25 protein-coding genes are annotated in these 24,222 nt (G+C 55.0%); 10 read left to right on the top strand and 15 right to left on the bottom strand.

Annotated elements, in window-relative coordinates; genetic code table 11:
- Positions 1–88: 88 nt before the first annotated feature.
- Positions 89–1,030, top strand: a complete 942-nt coding sequence (locus WFM49_RS17085; protein ID WP_009454219.1) for a formylglycine-generating enzyme family protein — start codon at positions 89–91, stop codon at positions 1,028–1,030.
- On the opposite strand, the gene WFM49_RS17090 is transcribed toward WFM49_RS17085, so the two are convergent.
- Genes WFM49_RS17090 through WFM49_RS17100 form a run of 3 tightly spaced genes read right to left on the bottom strand, consistent with a single transcriptional unit; the run spans position 1,027 to position 3,870 of the window.
- Positions 1,027–1,641: a helix-turn-helix domain-containing protein gene (locus tag WFM49_RS17090; protein WP_009454221.1), complete on the bottom strand. Its 615-nt coding sequence runs from the start codon at positions 1,639–1,641 to the stop codon at positions 1,027–1,029. The two genes, WFM49_RS17085 and WFM49_RS17090, sit on opposite strands and share 4 nt — an antisense overlap.
- Positions 1,631–2,704, bottom strand: coding sequence for a YkvI family membrane protein (locus WFM49_RS17095; protein WP_009454223.1), 1,074 nt, complete (start codon positions 2,702–2,704; stop codon positions 1,631–1,633). Before WFM49_RS17095 ends, WFM49_RS17090 begins: the two co-directional genes overlap by 11 nt.
- A 35-nt stretch (positions 2,705–2,739) precedes the next feature.
- Complete coding sequence (locus WFM49_RS17100; RefSeq protein WP_009454225.1) at positions 2,740–3,870, bottom strand: NAD(P)/FAD-dependent oxidoreductase; 1,131 nt, start codon at positions 3,868–3,870, stop codon at positions 2,740–2,742.
- Positions 3,871–3,975: 105 nt separating this feature from the next.
- Between WFM49_RS17100 and WFM49_RS17105 the strand changes: the two genes are divergently transcribed.
- Positions 3,976–4,254, top strand: a complete 279-nt coding sequence (locus WFM49_RS17105; RefSeq protein ID WP_336974477.1) for a D-serine dehydratase — start codon at positions 3,976–3,978, stop codon at positions 4,252–4,254.
- Between the two features lie 69 nt (positions 4,255–4,323).
- Here the strand turns inward: WFM49_RS17105 and WFM49_RS17110 are convergent, their stop codons facing one another.
- Positions 4,324–5,241: an AraC family transcriptional regulator gene (locus tag WFM49_RS17110; RefSeq protein ID WP_336974478.1), complete on the bottom strand. Its 918-nt coding sequence runs from the start codon at positions 5,239–5,241 to the stop codon at positions 4,324–4,326.
- A 99-nt stretch (positions 5,242–5,340) separates the two neighbouring features.
- Here WFM49_RS17110 and WFM49_RS17115 point away from each other — a divergent pair, with 99 nt between their 5' ends.
- From WFM49_RS17115 to WFM49_RS17130, 4 genes are all read left to right on the top strand, one after another.
- Positions 5,341–6,336: a zinc-dependent alcohol dehydrogenase family protein gene (locus WFM49_RS17115; protein WP_336974480.1), complete on the top strand. Its 996-nt coding sequence runs from the start codon at positions 5,341–5,343 to the stop codon at positions 6,334–6,336.
- 64 nt (positions 6,337–6,400) lie between these two features.
- Positions 6,401–6,829 carry a DUF2946 family protein gene (locus WFM49_RS17120; protein WP_128831578.1) on the top strand — a complete coding sequence of 143 codons (429 nt, stop codon included), beginning with the start codon at positions 6,401–6,403 and terminating at the stop codon, positions 6,827–6,829.
- A gap of 98 nt (positions 6,830–6,927) precedes the next feature.
- A complete protein-coding gene (locus WFM49_RS17125) occupies positions 6,928–9,039 on the top strand; it encodes a TonB-dependent receptor family protein (RefSeq protein WP_336974482.1) in 2,112 nt (703 codons plus the stop codon).
- Positions 9,040–9,209: 170 nt separating this feature from the next.
- A complete protein-coding gene (locus tag WFM49_RS17130) occupies positions 9,210–9,686 on the top strand; it encodes a copper uptake system-associated protein (RefSeq protein WP_336974484.1) in 477 nt (158 codons plus the stop codon).
- A 91-nt stretch (positions 9,687–9,777) separates the two neighbouring features.
- Here the strand turns inward: WFM49_RS17130 and WFM49_RS17135 are convergent, their stop codons facing one another.
- Complete coding sequence (locus tag WFM49_RS17135) at positions 9,778–10,062, bottom strand: hypothetical protein (protein ID WP_009454242.1); 285 nt, start codon at positions 10,060–10,062, stop codon at positions 9,778–9,780.
- 241 nt (positions 10,063–10,303) lie between these two features.
- Between WFM49_RS17135 and WFM49_RS17140 the strand changes: the two genes are divergently transcribed.
- From WFM49_RS17140 to WFM49_RS17155, 4 genes are all read left to right on the top strand, one after another.
- A complete protein-coding gene (locus WFM49_RS17140) occupies positions 10,304–11,614 on the top strand; it encodes a ParB/Srx family N-terminal domain-containing protein (protein ID WP_336974486.1) in 1,311 nt (436 codons plus the stop codon).
- Positions 11,615–12,092: 478 nt separating this feature from the next.
- Positions 12,093–12,650, top strand: coding sequence for a hypothetical protein (locus tag WFM49_RS17145; protein ID WP_336974488.1), 558 nt, complete (start codon positions 12,093–12,095; stop codon positions 12,648–12,650).
- 296 nt (positions 12,651–12,946) lie between these two features.
- Complete coding sequence (locus WFM49_RS17150) at positions 12,947–13,144, top strand: hypothetical protein (protein WP_009454246.1); 198 nt, start codon at positions 12,947–12,949, stop codon at positions 13,142–13,144.
- 36 nt (positions 13,145–13,180) lie between these two features.
- Entirely contained in the window at positions 13,181–13,903 is a 723-nt protein-coding gene (locus WFM49_RS17155; protein ID WP_009454248.1) for a zinc ribbon domain-containing protein, read from the top strand.
- Between the two features lie 299 nt (positions 13,904–14,202).
- Here the strand turns inward: WFM49_RS17155 and WFM49_RS17160 are convergent, their stop codons facing one another.
- The 10 genes from WFM49_RS17160 to WFM49_RS17205 all read right to left on the bottom strand — a co-directional run bounded on the left by WFM49_RS17160 (position 14,203) and on the right by WFM49_RS17205 (position 24,222).
- Complete coding sequence (locus tag WFM49_RS17160; RefSeq protein WP_336974490.1) at positions 14,203–14,658, bottom strand: hypothetical protein; 456 nt, start codon at positions 14,656–14,658, stop codon at positions 14,203–14,205.
- Positions 14,655–15,197, bottom strand: coding sequence for a glycoside hydrolase family protein (locus WFM49_RS17165; protein WP_336974493.1), 543 nt, complete (start codon positions 15,195–15,197; stop codon positions 14,655–14,657). Before WFM49_RS17165 ends, WFM49_RS17160 begins: the two co-directional genes overlap by 4 nt.
- Positions 15,194–15,376: a hypothetical protein gene (locus WFM49_RS17170; RefSeq protein ID WP_336974495.1), complete on the bottom strand. Its 183-nt coding sequence runs from the start codon at positions 15,374–15,376 to the stop codon at positions 15,194–15,196. Before WFM49_RS17170 ends, WFM49_RS17165 begins: the two co-directional genes overlap by 4 nt.
- Before the next feature lie 41 nt (positions 15,377–15,417).
- Entirely contained in the window at positions 15,418–16,233 is an 816-nt protein-coding gene (locus WFM49_RS17175) for a hypothetical protein (RefSeq protein ID WP_336974496.1), read from the bottom strand.
- A gap of 3 nt (positions 16,234–16,236) precedes the next feature.
- Positions 16,237–18,354: a hypothetical protein gene (locus tag WFM49_RS17180; protein WP_336974499.1), complete on the bottom strand. Its 2,118-nt coding sequence runs from the start codon at positions 18,352–18,354 to the stop codon at positions 16,237–16,239.
- A gap of 284 nt (positions 18,355–18,638) precedes the next feature.
- Positions 18,639–20,807, bottom strand: coding sequence for a phage tail tip lysozyme (locus WFM49_RS17185; RefSeq protein ID WP_336974502.1), 2,169 nt, complete (start codon positions 20,805–20,807; stop codon positions 18,639–18,641).
- A 3-nt stretch (positions 20,808–20,810) separates the two neighbouring features.
- Entirely contained in the window at positions 20,811–21,965 is a 1,155-nt protein-coding gene (locus WFM49_RS17190) for a hypothetical protein (protein WP_336974504.1), read from the bottom strand.
- A gap of 101 nt (positions 21,966–22,066) precedes the next feature.
- On the bottom strand, positions 22,067–23,161 hold the full coding sequence (locus tag WFM49_RS17195) for a hypothetical protein (RefSeq protein ID WP_336974506.1): 1,095 nt from the start codon (positions 23,159–23,161) through the stop codon (positions 22,067–22,069).
- Between the two features lies 1 nt (position 23,162).
- On the bottom strand, positions 23,163–23,897 hold the full coding sequence (locus tag WFM49_RS17200; protein WP_336974509.1) for a GNAT family protein: 735 nt from the start codon (positions 23,895–23,897) through the stop codon (positions 23,163–23,165).
- Positions 23,881–24,222, bottom strand: a complete 342-nt coding sequence (locus WFM49_RS17205) for a hypothetical protein (RefSeq protein ID WP_336974511.1) — start codon at positions 24,220–24,222, stop codon at positions 23,881–23,883. The genes WFM49_RS17200 and WFM49_RS17205 overlap by 17 nt, the downstream gene beginning before the upstream one ends.

A 24,222-nucleotide genomic window follows, 5' to 3' on the forward strand; every position in this document is an offset into this window, starting at 1 on the left:
AAACAGGCATGGAATAATACGGGGCCATATAAGCGAAATTAATCGACAAAGCTCTCAGCTCACATGCGGTGAGAGCAAGGAAACAAGATTGCGTCATACCCCCTTTCGGATCAGCGCCACCCTCATCGTTGCCAGCGTCCTGCTCCTGCTGGTGCTGAGATCACTACCCACGCGCCCCGAACCCGGTCCTGAACTGATCCAGGTAGAAGGTGGCTCTTTTATGGCCGGCAATTTTCAGGTTCCCATGCGTAACTCCGACGGTGAGTTGTCCGTGCAATGGGTGGCGCAGCCGGATCAGGGGGCTCTGGAGCCCTACCCGGTAGAGGTCAACGCCTTTTCCATCATGAAAAAAGAGGCAAATAACGCCTTGTACGATCGCTTCTTGAAGCAAACCAAGCGCCCTGCGCGCTGGCAGCCGGTAAAAGGCGATGGCGAACAAGTCGCCAATATGCCCTACGACGAAGCGGAAGCCTTTTGCGCCTGGTTAGGAAAAAACACCGGCCTGGACATGCGCCTGCCTACAGAGGCTGAATGGGAATACGCGGCCCGCAGCCGTGGCCAGCCCTTTCCCTGGGCAACCGACAACGGCCAGTGGCAGGCAGGCCGCAACGTGCCTGAGCAAGGCAATGAAGCAGACAAAAACAAGACGGGCGCCTTCCCACCCAATCCGCTGGGCATTCAGGATATGGCCAATGGCCTGCATGAATGGGTGATCTCAGACCCGACCCGTGATCCAGCCCACGTACGGATTTTCAAAGGTGGCAGCAATGAGGGAGCCAGCTCACGCCACACCATCCCCACACGCGGCATTGTCTTTCCCTTGTCGGAAGCGGCTATTGACGCCAAGCCCGAACTGGCTCGTCTGAAAGGCCGCCCAGTAGGCACGGTGTATTTCCAGCACGCCACCGCGCGTTGTGTGGCTCCCTTGAAAACCAACGGCACGCCACCCACATCGGTTACGCAAAACACCATCCTGCCAACGATTTTTGATGATGTAACGGACAAGCGCAAACCAAGCGACGAACCTTAAACAATCCCCGGCGGCAATCCGCTGGTACAGACAGCCACAACCTTGGCGTCGTCTTCGCTGGTGGATAAATAGATATGTCCGATACCGCTGTCAAAATACGCTGACTCGTGGACTTCCAGAAACAGGGTTTCGCCAGTTTCAAACTGAATGGCAATAGAGCCGGACAGCACAATCACAAACTCCTGCCCAGCGTGACGGATATAGTCGTCAAACTCGCTGGCATCGCGTGAATCAATCACGGCCAGAATCGGATTCATGTGCTTGCCGCTGAGCTCGCCAAACAACAGGCCGTATTCATAGTTGCGGGTGGCATAGCCAGGGGTGGCCGTAGATTTATGGCTGGAAATGCCCACTTCGGTGGTGGGCAATGGCTGCGCAGTTTCCTGATCGGGAACGGCAAACAAAGAACCGACTTCAATATTCAGGGCACGGGCCAGGACCACAAACTTTTCATAGCTTAAAGTGACCTGCCCCAATTCTGCTTTGGAAATAGTGGACAGCGCCAAGCCGGTTTTTTCAGACAACTGCTTGAGTGTCTGTTTTTGATTATGTCGGGCTTGGCGCAGGCGGGTTCCTACCTGTTCCTTGCTGAGCAGTTCATTACGTAGCATTCCTGGATTGTAAGCGGCGCAAACGGAACCAGGCAATCAGAATCCAGGCCATCAAAACAAAGCCCAGGTAGCCGAAAAACGGGTATACCGTGCCCACCAGATTGATGAAACCAATCTTGGCGCCCACCAGTCCCAGCACCCCGGCGATAGCCGTACCGATATTGAATTTACGGGTATTGGGCGTAAAAATCCGGGCCGAGAAGGAATACAGCACACCCACCGAGGTTGTCAGAATCATGGCGAAAATCACCACGGACATAATGGTTCCCAGCAGTTTGGACTGTTCAGTAGCCAGCATCAGCATGGGCAAGGCCGCCGAGCCAATCGTATCGATACGGCCAAACACACCGGCGCTGATCAGCACAATCAAAAAGCCCAGCAACAAGCCACCTACCAGTCCACCGAGCAAGGCATTGCGCCGAGAAGTCGCTTGCGCACCGGCAATCATCAGGAACGGCGCCCCCACCACCATGTTGTAGGACACGTACAGTAAAGAGCCGACCAGCCAATGCCCCGCACCTTGTGGTTTAGTCTGCGCAATCACATCCAGTTCTTCCAATGGCAAATCCCGCGTATTCCAGCTGTAAATACACAGGAAAATCATCATCAGAACCAGGATGGGCGTGATGCTGCCAATAAAGGCCATCACCCGATCCACGCGCAAGAACACAATCAGCACGGTAATCAGCATGACGGCGATACTGCCGTATTGCGCCGGCACGCCCCATTGCTGCTCCATCAGCGAGCCGCCACCAGCAAACATCACCACGGCAATCGCATACATGAAGAAGGTAATCATGATGTCGACCACCACACCCAGACGCGGCCCACAAATCAGATACAAGCCCTCTTTGAAGGAATGCGATACCGAAACCTGGCTAAGCTCCCCCACCGCCATGCCCAGTATCGTGAAGCACAGACCACTGACCACCCCTCCCAGCAGCCCCCAATACCCAAAGCTGCTGAAAAACTGCAATATCTCTTGTCCTGATGCAAAGCCGGCCCCCACCACCACACCGACAAAGGCCATCGCAATGCCCAGGATATTTCTTATATTCGACATGCTTTCTCCTCCGGGAGATCAAAGTGCTGCTGTTTTTATGTTCTGAAACGAGCGGGTGATACCACAGCCGGATCAATATTCAGGGCCTTCAAAGAATCGGGCAGATCCTGCTTTTGCAACAAACTGGCCGCCAGCAAGGACGCGCCTGCGGCGGTCTGAATCCCATAGCCACCTTGACCGGCCAGCCAGAAAAAGCCGGGGCAGTGTGCATCCTGACCAATCACCAGCTCGCCATCAGGAGCAAAACTGCGCAGCCCCGCCCAAGTGTGGCTGGGACGACGGATACGGAGCTGAGTGCGCTCTTCAATACGGTAAATACCGGTGGCCACATCCAGCTCTTCAGCCACGACATCATGGGCATCCACGTCGTCGGCATTGGCAGGCGAACCCAGCAACATGCCAGCATCGGGCTTGAAGTAAAACTCTTCGCCAATATCAATGACGGCGGGCCAGTCACGATGATCCACACCTTCGGGCGGCGAAAACAGGAAAGCGGAACGACGTTTGGGTTGAATGCCCAAGGCCTGCACGCCACAGCGTTCTGCCAAGGTATCAGCCCAGGCCCCCGCCGCATTGACCAGCACACGAGTGCGCAAACTTGCAGGCTCGGCGTTGAGCTGAACTTCCCAACATTCGCCATCCCACTTGGCCGACACCACTTCCGTATCCAGACGCAGTTTCACACCCTTAGCTTGTGCACCTTTCAGAAACCCTTGGTGCAAGGCATGTACATCCATGTCCTGACCCTGACCGTCATACAAGGCACCGGCCAATTGCGCAGGGTCCAGACAGGGCACCATGGCCAAGGCTTCTTCGGCACTCAAGCGGCTAACATCCAGACCTTGTTCATGCCAATCCTGATACTGGCTGTCCAGCAAATCCTGCTGATCGGCGGTCCCCACATACAGCACACCGCGCGGCAGCAAAATTGGCTGATCGCTAAAGCCCGCGGGTGGATGGCTGAAAAAATCATTGCCCGCAACAGTCAAGGCACGAATCGTTTCCGTACCGTAGGTTTCAACAAACATCGCGGCCGAGCGTCCCGTGGAGTGATACGCAGCATGGGACTCTCTTTCCAGAACCAGCACTTGGGCACTTTCGGGCAAACGGTAGGCCAAAGACACGCCTGCCATCCCGGCTCCAACAATTACGTAGTCGTACACCATAAAATTCTCATATCCGATAATTGAGGGCTAATAGTAGGTCTTTCCAAGAAAAACATCCAAGAGGGTTTTTACTAGGCGGACACTTCGGGCTTCGTGGGCAAAGCCATGCAGCGTCTGATCGACGGCTATTACACCGTCACGGACGAAGAGTTATACCGTTTGATGGTCATTGCCTATGAGCAGGACAAGGTCAAACTGGAACCCTCCGCCCTGGCTGGCGTGCCCGGCATGGCGCGGGTATTGAACTCGCCTGAATATCTGCAGCGTATGGGTTTTATGCATGTTCAGCTGGAGAACGCTACCCACCTGGTTTGGGGAACGGGCGGTAGCATGGTGCCGGAGGCGGAGTTTCAAACCTATCTGGATAAGGGGCGCAGCCTGTAAGCGGAAACTGACAGAACAGGCTCTCAGGCAAGGCTGCGCCTGTTCAATCTTCTGACGTAGGGCCGGACATCAAACTCCGGCTCTTTGCCTCTGCCGCCACACACCGGGCGAGACTCCTTCCAAACGGCTAAAAGCACGGCTCAGGCTGGACTCATTGTCATACCCCACCTGCGCGGCAATTTGCCCTATCGTCTGCGAACCGGCTGCCAACAAAAGCTTGGCTTTATAGATACGCCAAGCCGTCAGATACGCCAAGGGAGCTTGCCCGACAGCCGCCTTGAACAAAGCAGAAAAGGTGGACCGGGACAGCCCGATCAGTGCGCCCATTTCCTCCACCGACCACGGATGCGCAATCTGCTGATGCACAGCTTGCAAGACCGGGGCCATTCGGGGGTCTCGAATACCCGCCAACAGCCCTGCCCCCAAGGTGGCACAGTGCGATAAAGCCCGCAGCACCTGAATGAACATCACATCAACCAGGCGGGCGTTAATCAGCTGAGTTCCGTAATCCCGGCTTTGCGCTTCGGTTTGCAGCACATGCAGGATGCTTTTTATGGCGACAGCATCTTCCGCCCTCAAGCGAGTGTGTACCAAGGGGCCAAGCGCACTGAACAGGGGTTCGGCAGCCAACTTGTTGAAAGCAAAGCGGGCCGTCACGACTTCAGTCAAAGCTCCATCGCCCCCATGGATGATAGGCTCAGCATGCGCATACCGAGCCAAAGTCTCACAGGAAACCAGCGGATTTTCCTTGCCGTAACACAGCGAGAATTGCACCCCTGGTTGAACAAGCATGCAGGTGTCCGCTTCCAGCAGCACGGGATCGGCCCGCTGCTCTCCCTTCAAATAACAAGCTCCTTTGCTGACAATCAACAGCCGCGCATACTCGCCGGTGTCAAAGCTGACGCCCCAAGGCGCACGCAGTTGGAAGCACGCATACAAAGCATGCTGCAAACGTATGCCATCCAGAATTTCATCAAAGGGGTTCATGACTATCAGACGATAAGACAGGAAAATCGGATTTTTAACTATAGATCGTCTGAAGTCTCAGGCCTAGCATGCTCTATGCAAGTATCAACAGGAGCATGCATGGACACCTACCGTTTTACACAATATGGCAGTTTGGACTACCTGACACGAGGTCAGGAACCGCTTCCCGAACCCAGCCCCGGACAAGTGCGGGTTCAAGTCATGGCCTCGTCCTTGAACTTCAGAGACCTGTTGGTCATGAAAGATACATTGCGCTATCCCACTACGCCAGGGGCTGTACCACTGTCAGATGCAGCAGGAATCATTGATGCCCTTGGCCCCGGCGTGCAGCGCTTCAAGTTGGGCGACCGTGTCATCAACAGCTTTTTCCCGAACTGGTTCGGTGGCCCAGCCTACGCAGGCCGGGAACAATATGGTGTTGAGCATGACGGCTGGCTGACTCAATACAAAGTCGTGTCGGCAGAGGCCTTGTCGCCTATGCCCTCCCATCTGAGTTTTGAAGAGGCAGCAACCCTGCCTTGCGCAGCCTTGACGGCCTGGTCCGCACTGGCCGGTATTAATGCAGGCGATACAGTGCTGACACAAGGAGCAGGTGGCGTGTCCATTTTTGCCATTCAATTGGCCAGGGCAATGGGAGCCTGCGTCATCTCCAGCACTTCTTCAGACAATAAGTTCGACAAGCTGCTGCAGTTAGGGGCTGACCAGGTTTTCAACTACAAAGACACGCCAGAATGGTCCGAGTTTGTACGAGACTACACACATGGCGAAGGCGCAAATCGTATTGTCGATGTCGGTGGTCCGGTGACAATTGCGCAATCCATCAAAGCGATTGCTGTAGGTGGGCAAGTGTCCTTGATCGGCTCCTTGGGAAAATCCGTGCAATCGCTGGATGTCATGGATCTGGTCTTTAGTCAGGCCAACTACAAAGCCATTGGTGTAGGTAGTCGCAGTGATCTGGAAGCCATGAATCGAGTCATTAGCCAGCACCGGATCCATCCGGTGATCGACCGGGTCTTCGATTTCAAAAACGCTCATGAAGCCTACCGCTATCTGCAACAGCGCGATCGCTTTGGAAAAATCGTGATCCATCACTAATAACGGAGTCCGGGCATCAGATAAATCAAAGCTAATTGAGAAGCAGTTGTAATACAATCGCGCCATGTCTGTCCAACGGCACTGCTCTCTCGTTAAAGATGGCATAGCCTGGCAAGTTCTTTTTTGCCTGGCGATCCTGTCATTTCTGAGCCGTTCGCTGGTCCCGGCAGGCTACATGCCCGGTAGCTTGGGTGAACAGAATGGCTTCTTTTCCGTCACGCTTTGTGCCCCAGGAGGAACACCCAGCACGATCTGGATGAGCCTGACAGGACAGGCCGATCCGCCGCAATCCAATGAACACGCGGATATGCAGAAGTGCCCTTACGCATTGGTCCTGTCCCAAGTAGCCCTGCCCAGCGCTGATATGGCAAGCCTGGATATCCCAGCGCTTCATCAGCCTTTGTTGCTAGTACACCGTAATCAGAGCTTGCCGCCCCTGCCTGCCTTGGGGCCACCGCTAGGGTCACGCGCTCCCCCTGTCAACCTTGCTTGATCTCTCGTCGTCGACTGCCGTATGTGCAGTCGCTTTTCAGCGTAGTCATTCAAGGTTTTTTTATGTCCATTTTTTGTGTTTCTGCACAGGCATGCGCCGTGCAGACCGCCCCTTTTTCACCCTCTCGTCACTCGGCACAAACATCACCACGCACACGAAGCAGCGTCCTGGCTCTGACCTTGCTGTTTTCCAGCTCCTGGACCAGCCTTGCTCATGCACAGACGCCAACACTGGCTCCCGTCATCGTCACTCCAGAGCGTGGTAAAAGTCTGACCGTTCCAGACCTGCAAAGCGCTCAAAAAACCATTGAACAAACCGCGGGCGGCGTGGCTTTGGTGTCCGAGAGCGCCTGGCGTGATACCAAAGCCGCCTCCATCAAAGACATCCTGGACTACACACCGGGGGTGTTTGCACAGCCCAAATGGGGAGATGATGCACGTCTGTCCATACGTGGCTCGGGCCTGTCGCGGTATTACCATCTGCGCGGCATCAGCTTGTATCAGGATGGCATTCCATTAAATGACCCGGACGGCAGCAGCAATTTTCATCGCATCGACCCTACAGCCTACCGCTATACCGAGGTCTATAAAGGCGCCAATGCCTTGCAGTACGGAGCCGCTACTTTAGGTGGGGCTATCAACTTCGTCACCCCCACCGGCCATGATGCCGACGCCTTTCAAGGGCGTCTGGATACCGGTAGCTTTGGCTGGCGGCGCGTGCAACTTGGCAGCGGTTTTGCGGGCGAGAAACTGGATGGCGTGATTTCCGGCTCCTGGCAAACCCAGGATGGGTATAGGGAACAAAGTGCTGGCCATTCCTCGCGGGCCAGCGCAAACCTGGCTTGGCAGCTTTCAGACCGGGCAGAAACCCGTTTTTACCTGAGCGGCTATCAAATTCATCAGGATATTCCCGGCTCGGTCAGCCGCGATCAGGCTCTGAATAATCCACGGCAAGCTGCCAAAGCAAATAAAGAGCACGATTGGCAGCTCAACCTGGACGGAGGCCGCATTGCCAACCGCACAGTGCTGCTCATGGGAGAGACCCAATATGAACTGGGTGGCTGGTTCGAGCAAAGCTCGCTACGGCACCCCATTTATCAATTTATTGATAGGGACACAAACAGCTACGGCGCTTACGGCAGGCTGATCAACACCAGCCCGCTGGCAGGCAGAGACAACCTCTTCACGCTAGGCTTGACTTGGTCGGCAGGCAAGATTGATGCTCAAAACTCTGTAAACGCAGGAGGCAAACGGCAGGAGAAACTGTCTGCCAGCAAAGACAGGGCCAGCAATCTGAGCGCCTATGCCGAGAACGCCTGGAGTCTTGGTTCGGACTTATCTCTGATTACCGGCCTGCAATACATGCACGCCCAACGCAAGCGTCAGGATCTGTATAACGGCGGCCTGCCCGCCACCCGGTCCGGGGACAAAAGCTACAACCTCTTCAATCCCAAATTAGGCCTGTTATGGGATGCAGGTTCGCAGTGGCAAATCTACGGAAATATTTCCCGCAGCGCCGAGCCGCCAACTTTTGACGATATGACGTTCTCGACCCGCAATGATCTGGATCGTCTGCAAGCTCAACGTGCCACCACCTTCGAAATAGGCACCCGGGGGGAAAACGGAAACGTGGCCTGGGACGTCTCCCTGTACCATGCCCGCGTCAAAAACGAGCTGCAATGCATCAGCGCGCCCTGGAACATTTGCGACAAAACCGTCAACGCAGATCGCACCACCCATCAAGGCATAGAACTGGGTGTGCAGTGGCCGGCCGCTCGTGGCTTGTTGGTGCAAGGTCTGCAAAGTGACAGCCTGGACATTAAAGGCGCCTACACCTACAGCAACTTCAAATTCGACAATGATCGGGACTGGAACAACAATCAAATGCCCGGCGTACCCAAGCACTATCTTCGGGCAGAGATTATCTACAAACACCCGTCGGGCTTTCACATTGGCCCCAATGTGGAATGGGTGCCCCAGGCCTATTACGTCGACAACGCCAATACCACCAAGACCAGCTCCTATGCCTTGCTTGGCTTGCGAGCCGGATGGGAACGCGGCCCCTACTCCTTCTATATAGATGGCCGCAATCTGACAGATCGTCGATACATCGCCAGCGCCAGCATTACCGACTATGCCACAGCCTTCTCGCCCTTGTTCGAGCCGGGCACAGGGAGATCGGTCTTTGCTGGTGTGCAGATCCAGTATTGATCCCGCTTTTTTTCATCTTGTTAAGAGGTTCGTCATGCCCGTCAAATCGCGGCTATCGCGCTTTATATGCCGGATCACTGCCTCTTGGCTGCCCACAAGTCAGCTAAGCACTCTGCTCGGGGCGACAGCCCCACCCTGTCTTTTATTAGCTTGAGAAACAAGGAGTTTTTATGAAAACCGGTTCACAACATCGCCAGACCTTCAAAGTGGCACTCCATGGGCTTTTCTTCGCCATGGCTTTATTCATCTTGTTCGCTATGTTCACGGGCATGGCTCACGCTGCACCATCAGAGGCCGATCGCATCTCCCAAGCCATGAAGGCGATTTGGGACAGCCCCGAAGCCCCTCTTGTGGTGGAGCCTATCGTAATCGAGGGTGACTACGCCCTGGCGGGTTGGACGCAACTGACACGTGGTGGTCGTGCGCTATTAAAGAGTCGTCATGGGGAATGGAATGTTCATATGTGTGGTGGCGATGGCTTGAACGATGTCGAGACTCTAACCATGGCAGGCATGAGCACTGAAGCAGCAGAACGCCTGGTCAAGAACTCCAGCGAGGCTGAAGCCAAACTGCCCGCCGAGGTCACCGCCAAATTCTCCACCTTTGGAGACAATATGGTGGTGGATCACAACCATCAACCCGACTAATCCAGGAAGGAGAACCCGCTGCGCAAGGACTGAGTCAACAAGGAATCAGTGCACCGGGCCGGGCCGCCGGGCCGCCGGATCGCAACTTGCCCTACTCAGTCTGAGTGTGGTCATGCCCGCACTGTCCACACTTCTTGCGCGGAAAGGGCGAATAACTGGTGAACAAGCTCTGGCTACCCATGAACGGCGACAAACCGCACTTTGGGCAAGTAAAAACGGTCATGGCTACCAAGCCCTGGCCCAGAATATAAAAGCCAAAGACTAAAAACCCGAAGGTCCCCAACACACGGTCGAACACAGGCAGCCCAAAATACAAGGCGACCAGGAGCAAGATATTGAACAAGGTGAACAGCCAGGCTTTTTTGTAGAGCGACATTAATGACCTTTTAAAACCAGCTCCCACAGCCAGGAAGTGATTTAGCGATTTAATTCAAGCGTGGACAGTTTACGGGATTCAGTCCGCATGGGAGAGGACTGAGCAAGCTGGTCACAATTTCGCCCCGGCCGTGACAAGCGGGCAGCTATCCCGCACAAGCGATGAATGTTTCTGAATGCAATGTTCCGGCAATACCCATCCCTCATGATCTAGGATCTTCCAACAAAATCCCCAACGGACCATGAACCTCGCTTCTTTGCACTCTCTTGTCCCCGCCCGACAACAGCTTCTGCGTGCCCTGGGTATCGCCCTGTTGCCCTTGGCCTTGGCAGCCTGCGACAGCGGCTCCAGCACAGGCGGCAGCCACTCCCCCGAAGCCCCCGTCGTCACGCCACCGGTCACTGAAGAACCGGAACCACCTCGCAACACCGCCTATCTGGACAGCAAGGCAGGCGATGTCATCAAGGTCCGCATCGAAGAACTGCATCCCACCCAAGCGGCCATTGGCTACGATCAGGTTTACTACAAGCTGGGACGCTGGCAAGGCGATCTGGATCGGCCCACTTGGGCTAAGGACCCCAAACAGCAACTGGACTACCTGAATCGCACCATCGGCAAGAAGTTTGACGACTACTGCGAGGATATGGGCGGAACCGAACGTGCTCAAAAATTTCTGACCATCGCTGAGGCTCAAGCTGCCCGCCTGGACCAGCCCACCACGTATCTGTGCAAAGACCCTCTGGGCTCGCAAACAGAAAACCTGAAAACCGTGGTCGTAGGCTGGGACGGCAATCTTTATCTGACCGATGGCCACCACACCTTCTCATCCCTGCGCGAAATCCCGGACGGCGGCCCCAAACTGCCCGTCTGGGTAAAAGTCAGCGCCAACTACAGCGACATCCGCGAAGCGTCCGCCTTCTGGGAGCGCATGAGCAAAGAGAAACTGGTCTGGCTGCGTGATGGTGAAAACCAGGCTATTACTGTCGAGCAACTGCCCACCCGCGTTGGGCTGGCAAACGAAAAAGAAGCCGGTGGCATGCAGGAAGATCGCTATCGCTCCCTGGTGTATTTCACCCGCGACCTTGCCTATAAAAACGGCAAGCTGCCTGAATACGCAGAGTTTCTGTGGGGCGACTGGCTGCGCCGCCAAGCTTCCGAGGGCCAACTGCCCAAGCTGGACGAATACCAGATGGCCCCACCCGCCACACCGACCCAGATTCTGGCGTTGAGCACCTTGAACAAGACCTTGAAACCCGGTGGTTCAAACGACAGCTACGCGGCTGCCGTGCGCGATGCAGCCTTGAAAATGACGGCTCTGAAAGACACGGATCTGGTCTTTGAAGACCGTGATGCAGCAGCTTTAGGCCGTATCGTCCTGGAACCGGACGCTGCCAGTGACTCCGACACTAAAACAGCGCGCGACACCTTGGAAGAACTGCCACGCAACGACGTCAAATCTGACGGTAGCCCACGGGGTGCAGGAAAGCTGTGGTTTGCAGTGAACTACCGCAATTGCGGCAAGCCTGCGGCGGGGACTTGCTGGGGGTGGTAATAAAGCTAGTCAGAACCTGATCAAATAAAAAGCCCGCAATGCGGGCTTTTTAAATAGCTAGACGCACCGCAACAACTTGGACTTTCCCCACTCTTGAGACAAGCGAGCAATCCCTTTCACCAATACTCATCAAATCAACAAGAATAACTCCATCGCCATTCAAGAAGAAAATAGCTATGATCGACAGGCTATTGATTAAGGGAACAACAAATTGCTCTATGAAACAACATCAAGAAATTCATAAGGCGCAACGATTTACTGCGGAAAAAATCAAGAAAAACATCCTGAAATCTCATGCCCCTATCAATCTTGAGAATATAAATCGAACGAACAAGCAATGACGACGAACGCAGTTCAAGCTTTGAGGACTTTACACAAGAAAAATTAAGCAAAAGAAGAAAAGGAGCAATTCGGCTCCTTATTTTTTAGAAATCAAGTAACAAAATTTTAGTTTGATAGAGGAAGGTGAGATAGCGTTATGAAAACAATCGCAGTTTTAGCTCTTTCGACCGTATTGGTTGGTTGTTCTACTTATGCTGTTCCACGATACAGCATCTCTACCGATACAGTAGTCGCTCTACGGGCTGTTGGCGATGTAAAGGCCAGTGTTGGGGACTTCCGTAACGACAGTCCCACAAATAAAGACAGTCAGCCTGGGGAAATCATGTGTCGTGCAGTCGGGCCCATCAAAACACCTGATGGAGAAAGCTATGCCGACTATGTTCGCAAAGCGCTAATTAGCGAATTGATCATCGCAAATATTTATGAAAAAGAATCCACCCTTGAACTTACAGGCAGGCTGACTACCCTGGATTTTGACTCCATGGGCGGAACATGGACAGTGGGTATGGAACTTAGCTCTTCAAATGGAAAGTCAATTGCCGTCAACAACACCCATAAATACACCTCCAGTTTTTATGGTGAAACGGCATGCAATCAAACGGCACAGGCAGGCTTGGGTGCCATTCAGGATGCGATCCGCGCACTGGTTACCCACGCGGATTTCAAAACACTTCTGGCGGAAGAATCCAGGTAGGCCAAACACAGGCACACAGCCTCCAAATCATCTGTCTGACAGGGTTGGCCTCAATCCTTGCACAAGGTACACCCTGGAAAACTTCCTGCAGCACAGACACCATTAAAGAAGCCAGGAGCCACCTGGCTCCTGACCTTTACAAGCAAATCATCATTGGAGAGATTATGAAGATGAGAACAGCCTTGATCGGAGCCACTGCTTTTTGTATGTCATCAGCCGCGTATGCTGCTGAGCTACCCCGATACGACCCAAACTCCTACTGTGAAAGCGTCTCCGCTGTCTCAGGAGGTTCGGCAATGATCACAAACGAATGCATCAAAATGGAGCAGACTGCCTACAACAACTTGAAAAGAATTTGGGAGTCTGTCCCTAGCAAGACAAGCACTTATTGCGACCGCGTGGCACGCACGACCGGCGGCAGTTATTCCATTTTAGAGAGCTGCATCGAAATGGAAATAAGCGAATCCGGTGCTCCCCAAAAGTTCCAGTTTTAAAACAGTCACTCCAAATAGATAAGCGGCCGTAGGCAGATGACCAATCAAGCTCAAAACTCCCCCATCATTCTTCATGAATGCACCGTCCTGGGCGCTCCCGGATTTCCGTTTCTACCCGGCGATAGTGTCAATCTCGTTTTTGAAGGTGACACGGTAAGCTGCAACTCGGCTACCAGAACCATCCCCTTCTCTCTAATCGAAGTTGCCGATCTCTCTGTCAATGGTCCCGGCACAGTCGTAAGCGGCGGAGGTTTTATTGGAGGTGGATTCGATGTCGATGGGGCACTGACCGGGATGGCAATAGCAGGTGTCTTGAATGCCTTAACCAGCAAGAAAACGACACAAACATTTATTGTTTTGACCACGAATTTTGGTGAACTCCATCTGCACTACAGCCTGATGGAACCCGCAGCGCTACGCATATTTCTGGGCGGTATCTTTGTCCGCCTGCGCTTTCTGAACACCCAATGGCGCCATGAAAGAGCAAGAGTGATCGAGGATCAACTGATCAGCGGCACAATTTCCGACGCAGAAGCAGAAACCTTCAAGGCAAGACTGCTCTCTTCGCCAAATTGGCCAGACCCGGCTCTGGAAGCAGAACAAGCGCGTCGGGAAAACAAGCGACTTGCTGACCTCGGTCCGAAAGGCACATGTCCAAATTGCGACCAAATAATCCCTTTGCTCAGCGAAACCTGCCCGCATTGCCGGGCGAATTTTGGAGAATACGCCTCCTGGAGCGTTATTCCTTTGAAAGCCTGATCCTGCTCTACCCGCCATTGGCGGGCACATCCCATAAAACCACTACAGCAATAAAAAAGGCCTACAGCAAAAATGCTGTAGGCCTTTTTAAATTTGGTCGGAACGGAAGGATTTGAACCTTCGACCCCTTGCACCCCATGCAAGCAAACTATCACCAAGTCATTGATTATAAACAAATCATTGAATATTTAAATGAGGCTAAGTGCTCATAAGCGCTTACTGGCAACTGTTCGTTTCCCACAAAACTCCCGCAGATGAAAAGAGGCCCGCCATAGAGCGGGCTTTTTTGTGCCTGGAATTTATCTTCGATTGGCATTCAGAACCATCTTAGCCCAGTCCTGAAGCCCATTTACTCGGTCTGCCCAGACAGCAGCATCTGATGCCAGTTCCCCATATTGTGCGTAGCACGCTGCAAAACCTCCGATCCAGTCGGGGTCGGCTCCATCAGCTCGGGGGCTGGTGGCGGGATTCGCGGTATCACGGCCATGGGCGCGGAGCAGCCCGTCAAGACTGCTACGAGCAGCAGCCAGATCACGCTCAGCCGACTCACGGGCCAGCACGGCACCACGAAACCGAGCATCAGCCTGTTCTTTCTCATGTTGCATTCCTTGTTCGATGCGCTGTACCTGTGCCTGTGCGTCCTTCTGGGCACCCTCATAACCAGCGCGAAACTCCGCCTTGCCGTACAGGTGAATACCCACAGCAGCAAAGACGACAGCCCCAGCGCCTATAAGAATGGCATGGCTGGTTTTCATTGGGCCGCCATGCATGCGTTGTAACGCTTTAGCTGACGATCCCAGACGCCATAGCAGATTTTGTTGCCAGGGGTCGAGCAGTCATAGCCGGACGAGTACTTATATAAAAGCAGCGCCTTGCACGCCGCCGTGTAATTGCCTGCCAGCAGATGGCGGCGCATCGATGACGACCGCCAGCGGCCTATCCCGTACTGCCCCACGAAGTCGATGTACAGGTCGTACTCTTCTTGATGCAGCTTTACGCCAGGAAGGCTTGCACGGAAACGCGCCTCATCTTCGCTCATCAGGTTGCGGGCAAGCTGAGCAGCACGCTCGCGGGTGATTGGTGCATCCGTCAGCTTGACCTTTGTGCCATCCTCGTAGCGCGTGCTGCCGTGCCCAATCGTTGGCACGTCTCCTTTGGTTGGGATGTGCGGGGCAAGCAGCACGGTTCCGTCGGGCCCTGGAGCGACTGGGCTGCTGCCTTCGCTAGCTATCCATGTTGCCACCCCAGCCAGACTGACGGCCAGGGTGGCAATTGCTTTACGTGCGTGGCTCATTCTTTACCCCGCTTGAACACATTGAGCCAGACTCGCTTATAAAGCCACTCAGCAATTAGGCAGAGCGAGTAAATAAAGGCGGCAAACGCAGCAGCCTCCTGCCAGGTCGTAATGCCAAATGCTGCCCAGACTGACAGCACTTTCGCCAGCGGCCAGGAGACTTCCGTTGTTTGATCCATTTTTCTGATCCTTTGGGGCATAGCGGCCTCCGATGTAGCCGTTAGACGATGCCGTACTTTGCCATTAGGCCGCCTAGGAGAATGTCGGCAGCGCCTTTGTATTCGGGCTTGGAGATGTCTTCTCGTAAAATGAATGACATTCCAAAGTCGCCAAGGGCGGGCGACTGTGCATTCCTGTTGCCCCACAGGGCAAACGTCGTGGCGGTAAGCTGGCGCTTGTCGCTTTCGTTGCGGGCATAGCTTGCAAAGTTGTTCACGAAAGCGGAAATACCTAACTCGACAGAAAAGCACACGCCGGTGATGACCGTTGCCCCGAAGATGGGAACAGTAGAATCGAAAGAGATGCGCGGTGTCGTGACTCCGCCTTGTCGGGAAATTAGTCGCGGCGTGCCATTGATAGTGGTTTCGGCTGACATTCCCGCGAACACGACGTTTTCTCCAAGACTGCCGGCCCCAATGCCGAAGATGTCTTGCCGGGTGTTGGCGGCAGGCAACGACATTCTCTGGACAGAAATCAAGCTCCAGGCGCTTGCGTTGATGCCCGGGGAACTAAGTATCTGCAACGATGCAGGATCAGCCACAGTGAACGTGGGCTGGCTGTTCAGCGCGTTCGTATGCACCGGTCGGCCAGCATTTCCGCTTTGAACTAACACACCGTCATGAGCAGCATCCCGCAGGCGGAATTGGCCTTCTATAACCGCGCTGAGTGCGGGGGTAGGATCAAACCAGTGCGATATCAGGGGTTGGCCACTAGCTGTTTTTAGCGATGCAGCAGCCGCCAAGAATGGGTCGAATTTGATGGTGCCGAGTGCGCCAGCACCAGAAACCGAAATATCCAAAAATTCTACATAACGCATGATTTACTCCTTAATTTCACTGAAAGTCGCTGAGTAGCCGGTCGACGTGACCAGAAGACCATTGATGCCAATAACGCCCACGCCAAGAACCTCCTTGCCAACCGCCCAGGGAGGGGTCATCAGCCGCCCATCCCCCGCTTGCAACTGAGAAAACCCTAGTTGAGGTATGCCTCGACGGTGAAACGTAATCGCACAATCCACATCGAAAGCCACCGCGTCAGGGGGGGCCCAGAAGTACCCGCCGTGCCATTCGTATGATTCTCCCGGGCCAAATATTGCGTTCGCGGATAATCCGCTCACAACGCAGGAGTAGAACTTTCCCCCGTCGCCCTTGCGAAAAGCTCCCACTATGCCTCGGATAAATCTGCCGTCACCCGCCTCGAAGCCTCTATCCATCCAAACCCCGTGGAAGCCATTCTGATCACTACCGAGCACCGTCGCCCAGGAGGGATAGGCGCTGAACACGCCAGACGTGAGCGTGCTTCCGTCGGTAGGAATGGGTAGCCGAGCCTCTTGCTCCCCATCCAAAAAGTGATAGGTGTCGTATCCCGACCAAAAAAACTGCGGGCCATTGTCGCGTTCGACATGCACCTCTTCCAACGCGGTTGTGCAAACAAACCCCGATACGTCACCGGGCTTAAAGCTCGCTCTGATTTTCTGCTCGAGCACGTATCGACCCAACGTTATCGTGTTGTACGCCATGATCTCGTTGATCCACTGCACATCAACACAATTTGCATACCCCTCAAATTTCTCTCCAGGAAGTAACCTGCGTCCATCCACCCAAAAAGCAATTGAAGTCATGCGAGCGGTTTTCAGACCGCTTGCGTCACCATTGGAGCCGTGGTTGCCCCCGGTATAGATTGCAAATGTCGAGCCATCCCCGTTTTGCAGGGCTCGCACGACATAAGGCGGCCAGCAATCCGACGTAGCGGCGTGGATAGTCTGCCAAACGCTATTTGCGGGATCACCCAGTGGCGCCACCTCGGTAGATCGCCAGTTGAAAAGGCTGTTGTGCCCATTGGGTAGGTAACGCACCCGTAGCATTTGGTCCTCGCCGTGTTGCCACACGCAGCGAAGATCGGACCCGGACAGTCGCACATACATAGGGCCAGCACCGACCCACTCAGACGGCGTCGGACCGTCTGAGGTCGGCAAAATGCCGCCCTCTACATCAACCGTCACAGCATCGAAGTCATCTGCAAAAAAACGGTAAGGGTAAGCAATGAAGCGGCTGTAGCCGTCGAGTCGGGCGACAATAGCGCCGCGCACGTCTACCTTGTAGCTGTGGAAATCATCACCGAACGCGCAAAATGGGTAGAGCGTATGCCCCACTTCCCCTGGGTATAGTGAGTTGCTTGAGCCGTTGGCGTACTTGGAACGAATGATGCGCCCCTGCCGATCGGCAACAATCTCAGTGGGTAGGGTCAAGTAGTAGTCTGCATTCGGCAATGCCCATCGAGATTGGGCGGCATAGGCGCGTGTAATTGCATAATCCGCCTTATCGTTAACGTGCTTTACATCGACACTGTTGGCCGGCTGAATTGCAGATCTGACTAGCCCCCCATTCCGCCAAACCCAATCTCCGTTCAGGTCGCTATCTGGATCATTAGTAACCCGTCCAGGCGTTTCATTTTGTTGTGAGGGTGGACCTTGCATTGCTGCTAACAACTCAGCAAATGTCGCACGGAATATTGTGCGGTTTGCGTTGACGGCAGTCTCTGCAGCTACTACTGCATCATCCCGTGCTTCCTCCGCACGATTAGCCTCTAACGCGGCTCTTTGAGCGGCCTCAGTCGATTTCCTGGTTGCCTCATCAACAGCGGCATCAAGGTCGCTCAAATCAAGCTGACCCAAGATGTCATCTTGAGTCCAAAGCAAGACATCGAATTGATCTTTCAGGACAAATGTATATAGCTCGTTTCCGGTCAGATAAAGAACCGCCGAGCCATTTGCGTCAAGAATGACCGGGTTTGTGTTTGCCGCGCTGCCAGTGGCATCACGATAAGTGGCTTTTGGGGTGGTACTTTTATTCGCGAACGTATAAAGACGAGCACCAACCAAGGGAGTGCCCTTGTCGTCCAACGCCACAAATCTGGGGCTAACGTAGGATGCAGGCATGGCATTGATCCAAAAAAAATGCCCCGCACATGGCGAGGCAGTTTGTGTTCGATCGGATATGCTCTATGGGCAATCCGGGTTAAAATTCACGCATGCTTGATTCAGGTCGACCGGCGTGGAACAAGAAAAAGCCCCGCAGATTGCAGTCTGACGGGGCTTTATTTTTCTAAACCCATGGGCCCAAAAAGGGCGTATTGAGTCACGAATGGATTACATCGAATACAAGATATGGAAAGCCGTAGCGCTTTTAGTAGTGATCGCCATTGTTGGCTTTTGGAAAGGATTCACTGGGCGCTGATAACTGGTGCGGCCCGATACGTTAAAGGCAGCAGCCGATTTAGCGATGAATCAATCGCTGTTTGTCCAGGCCGACTCATAATTGCATTTCGGCCAAGCTGGCTATCCAACAATCGATTTGTTACGTTCCCAGCGAGCATGCCGCCACTTAAAGCCGCAGGGCCTGCAAAAACACCTGCGGTAAGCCCAGCGAAAGCGCGTTGTGCAGCACTATGCTGACTTTCGCGTGGCCGCAGGAATTGCGCAGCAATATCAGCAAGCTCTTGCAACTCCGGGTTGCGGATGTCACGCATATTGGCCAGTCGGGCAATAGAGATATCACCCTCCGCGCCGTTCTGCGCGAGCCTTTCCAATGACAGCATACTGCTGTATTGGCGTCGGGTCTGAGCGAAGCCTTGCGCTGCCTCCTCCCCCAAAGATCGGTTAAGCGCGTTCATAAGATCGCGTCTCAAATCGTCAGCATAAGAGCCTTCCGGCGTGCTGCGCTTACCGATTCTGTCCAAAGTGCGTTTGATGTTGTACGCGGCTTTCCCCTCAATAACGCCACTCGCTCCCTTGTTTACGATCTCATCAATCTGCCGCTGGATAATTCCGGCCTGCTCAGCACCAAGCTCTCTCGCTGCTCGTTCAGAGGCAACCACGAGGTCATTCAGGAACTGGTCATCTAAACGCACGCCATTTGAGGACAGTACATCCTCGAATTTCTGGCCAAGATCAGCGCTGGCCTGTCGAAGAGCCTGGGTAACATTGGTGGAGTCCTGTCCAAACGTACGAGTGACGGCTCGATTAAGCTGATCCTGCATCCGATCCTCAACGGCGGAGCGACCACTGAGAGGGACATAATTTAGGCCAGAGGCCACGGCGTTGAGCGGCCTGCTATTGGCAATGCGATCTGCCGGGATCTGAATACCCAAATCTGCCGCACGGGCTGCCAAGGCGCGAACTGGCTCAGAAATTTCACCACCACGCAAAGCCCTCCCTACTGACTGAGCGCCGGCGCCCAGCATCCGGCCAACAACAGGAAATGCCGCTCCCACGGCAGCGCCGGTGCCAGCATCATCTTGATTGACCAGCCCAGCAGAGATTCCGCCTGTAGCACCGCCGCCAGCCATCCGTAGAAGCGCATTTCCAGCCATGCCCGACTGCGGTGTAGCGCCAACTCTGAGCCCAGCGGTTGACAGGGACTCAGCCAGTCGGTTGGCGGTGCCACCGAAACTGCCTATCGCAGGGGCAACAGCGCGCACGGCTCTGGCCAAAACCCCACCAACAGGCAACGTAGCGGCAATCTCGCCCGCCAACTCCGCACCACCGACAGCAATCGGGCTCTCTTGTTTGTATGGAGCGAGCTGCTGGCGCAGTCGGTCGCGGCCCTGCTCTGCGTCTTGGACCAGCCAATCACCGGCTGAATCAGCGCCCACTGCTTGCAAGCCTTTTCCTAGATAGCGCTGAGCACCCAGGGCCACTTGTCCGACGCCAGCGCCAATGCCTGCACCCAGCGCTGCCAAAGTGCTGTCTTGCTGCCAAGCCTGCTCTTGACCCTGAGCGCCAGGCTCAGCGCCGCCTTGATGAGCCATATCAATGCGCATGGGCTCACCAGTCGCTGGCTGGGCATCGTCCCATGCAATGGACCCGACATCGATCTGGCCGCCTTGTGGCGCATCATCCCAAACGATTGAGCTTGCATCTGGCGCAGGCAGGGTGCCTGCTTGGGCCGATGGAATAATTGCGTTCAAAGCACGCTCCGTCCATGACGCCCGGCTATCGTAAGCTGGCACGCCAGGGCGTAGAAATTGATCAGTAAACACACGGCCTGCAGCCTGGGCGTCTGGAGAGGCGCGCAAACGGTCAACCACCCGCGACTCTGGGGTGTTCGTCAGTTCATGCACCAGATACTGGTAATTTGCCTCTGGGTCAGTTACGTCCATCTGTCGATCAGCGGCAAACGCCTCAAACTGCTTGCGGCGCGGCCCTGTCCATTGCGCCCAACCAAACCCGCCGCGGCTTCCTGGCACCGCTGGTTGATATTCGTTGATGGCCTGCAGGCCATCCGACTCATGGCCGAGCTGCCCTACAATCCCAGCAGCCTGTTGTGGCGTCAGTTGCAAGTCTCGGGACAAACGCGTAATCACTTGCGGTGCAAGCTGTTCCCATGCCATAACCTACTCCAAATAGTCGATAGTGCCGTCTGAGTACTGAGCTACCCGCCGTCCCTGTGCATCCCGGCCGGTGCGGGTGATGGAACGCTGTTGCTCACTCTGAGGGCCGCCGCCCTGCTGGCTTTGCCCGCCAGAGCCATACTGCTGCTGGTAGGCATAGTTCATCCTTCCCTTTACGCCTTTAGCGTAATCAATGATCTGCTGCAGGCTTTGCTGGAATGCCTCTTTCGACTGGGCCGTGTCCAATGCAGCAAGATTATTCTGCAAGAGGCTGTTCTCTCGGTCGGAAATCGCCCCCAAAGCGCCGCCTGTTTTAGATGCGTCTCGCATCGCTTGTAGAACAGAGAAGCCGACTTGAGACCGTAGGGTTTCGAGCTTTGCTTGCACATCTGCCGCTTCACTGCCCGGCCTGTTGGGTAAAGAACCCACCATTCCGGTTACACGCCACAAGGCACCATCATCCTTGATGGCCTTCGCCTCGGCTGCCAATCGGTCTAGGCTATCAATCGCACTGTCCACAGACTTGCGCGCCTCAATTGCTTCTACTTGCCGCTCGCGCTGCTGCTTCTGGGCTTGGGTGGCACGCTCACCCAACACTGGCTGGTTATCCGCTCCAACTGCAGGGCGAGACGCGCCACTACGCGGGTCAACGATCATCACGCCTTGCGCTGTATCCACCACCTGGCCGCGCGGTGCGGTGCGGTCAAGCTCCAAGCGTTCTCGCTGCAGATTTAGCCCCTGCTCTTTATAGAAGTTGTCGATCTGCTGCTGGGCCGTCAGCGTCTGCTGACGAGTCTGCTGCACCCAATTAGGATCGTACTGAGCAGGAACGCCATCAAGCGGGATGCCATAAGCCTGCGCCTGTTGGCGTGCTGCTTGGAAACTGGCCTCGTCGGTGACGCCACCCACCAAACGGCCAACCAGCTCCAACTGGGTTTTGGCTTGGTTGAGCTGGGCCATCTGTGCGTCAGATAGCGCTTTCTGCTGGCCTTGGATTGCTTTGGAGTAATTCAGGGCCTGGCCTGGAGCAACACGACCAATCTCTGGCATCATGGCCGGGTTAATCCCGCCAGACTCGTTATAGAAGTCGGGGCGCTGCATCAGCCCCAGCAGTGCATTCTCTTGCTGCATACCACGCCGGGCATGCTGCAGTTCCATTTCCTTCCCCTGCACTGCCAAAGCTGCCAGTTTGTTCTGAGCAGGAGAGTTAATTTGCGGCGACTGAAATGCCAAAGGGATACGCGAATCAATAGTTGCCATTACAGTCTCGCAGAGAATGAAGGATTAAAGCCACCGCTAGCCAAGCCGTTCATATTGAACTGACTGCCCGCACTGATGCCTAAGTTAGGGCCTCTACCGCTGAAATACTGCGATAGCGCATTGGTCGTATTGCCAAGCGCCCCAGACCATGCATTTGCGGCCCCCATTTGACCTGCTGCCGCAGCATTGCCAGCACCAACTATGTTCCCCGCAATGTTGTTGGTCATATTGGCTCCGTAATGAGCCAGCTGATTAGTGGCCTGCTGCCCTGTGCCTGCGACACCAGACAGTCGGTTAAAAATGTTGGTCTGGTCGTTGTTCCAGCGGTTGTATGCGTTCCCGAACTCTTGAGACGCCATGCCGGAGTTGAATTCACCCAAGTCTTTCAGCGCCCGGCCAGAGTCGTACCGGCCTGCTGCAGATGCCGCGCGGTTGATGGCCTGTTCGCCCTGCTGCAGACGGAACTGATAGCCCGGGTCCTCTAGGTAATCATCCATCGTGAACCGGCGAAGCAAACTGCCGAACGCTGGATCAGACTCCGCCGCCTTGCGGGCGGCTTCCTCTGCTGCCTGTCGCTGAGCCTGCTGCTCTTGAAGGCGCTGCTGAACTGCTGCATTCAGGCCAGCCTCATCGATTCGAGGAGCCGTTTGACCGCCACTAAAAAGAACCTGTCGTCCGGAGTCTTGATCGTTTCCAGTCCCATCGTACACAGTGACATACTGTGGGCGGTTGTTAGAACCTAGACCTATCAGGCCAAGGCCGTTGCTCTGACTATTCGCTGATCCTTTTGATGTGAACTGAGGGGTAAGCTGCTCCCTGATTTGCGCCTCAGTCAGCCAGTTCTGGGACTGACCTCCACCAGCGCCACCGCCGAACCCGCCTATACCCATCAAATAGGCAAGTTGATTAAGCGCCGCGCCACCCGTATTACGCCATGGCGCCATGTCCTCGCGGGTCTGATCGTACTGTCGACGCTGCTCTTCGGTCGCTCGGTCGGCTGCCTGCTGCTGAGTTCGAGCCGCATCTTTTGACGCATCAGCTCCCATCATGCCGCCAATAATCCCGCCCACCGCTCCAATTGCTGAGCCCGCCATGTCAATCTCCTTGTGGCACGGAGAATGTGCCATCTTCAATTTGAATCAGCCCGTCCCCTACATGTATTTGCAGCGGGGCTTCTGAAACCACTTTCAGCTGACAGTAGCCAGCTAGTTGGGCCCATCGGTTGTACGTGTGTAAGCCCTTGACCACATTTCCACAAAGAATCATGGCTGTGGTCGCTCCCACGTATCGGTCATGCGCCGGATCATCCTCGTGTCCTGGTGGGCTGCCGCGCTGTTGCTCCAATCGCTCGTGGAACCACTGGCCGATCTCTGGCAGCATCGGCGACGTCTGCACCCATCGGTGGTAATCGAGCCGGTAGTACTTCATGTGGCCCCAACCGGGGCGATTAACCTGTTCAAACAAGAACTGGAATCCGCAGGCCTCCGCCAAACGAATCGCTGCTTTGTTCTCCGCCTGGATGCGCGTCACAATCTCCATGCAGTCTGTCTTTGTGAACATCTCGAACACTGAGAACTGAGAGGCGTCCAGTGCGTGCTTATTGCGCCCTGCAGGCAAGAACTGCGTATGAACCTCATAGATTCCAGGTGCGTACCAGGTGTACAGGTGTCCGCCATGCTCACCAAACAACGCAATGTTTCGTAGATCAGCCAAAAACGGGGCCGGGTCTACTTCATCGGAACCAGGTCCAATGTGCGGCCGCACGCTTGGGTCATTCATCACTCGCGCAACGGCTGCAACGTCAAACGTACGCTCAAGCAACGGTTTCATAGCCAGACGCCACCAAAGTGATGGATGCGGCCACTGAGGCCTCGGCCTGGATGGTGCCGCCCGTGTGCAGTGTCTGGCCGATAGCTTCACCAACCACGCGGGACTCACCAGGAGCCAACGCACGCTTCCAAAGCACCGCATTGCCAGCGCCTGGTGCAGCGCCTTGAATCACCAGAAACACCGTAACGGTGGCCACGGCCGCGCTGGTGTTGGTCACAGTCAAGGCACTGATGGTTGTGTAGGTACCGCCTGGGGTTTCATACAGTACTGTAGGCGTTACGGCCAAGGCCGTGCCCTCGACCAAGCGTTTTGGCAAGCGTTGCAT

The sequence above is a fragment of the Alcaligenes sp. PF14 genome, from assembly GCF_037150615.1.
Lineage (GTDB): Bacteria > Pseudomonadota > Gammaproteobacteria > Burkholderiales > Burkholderiaceae_B > Alcaligenes > Alcaligenes phenolicus.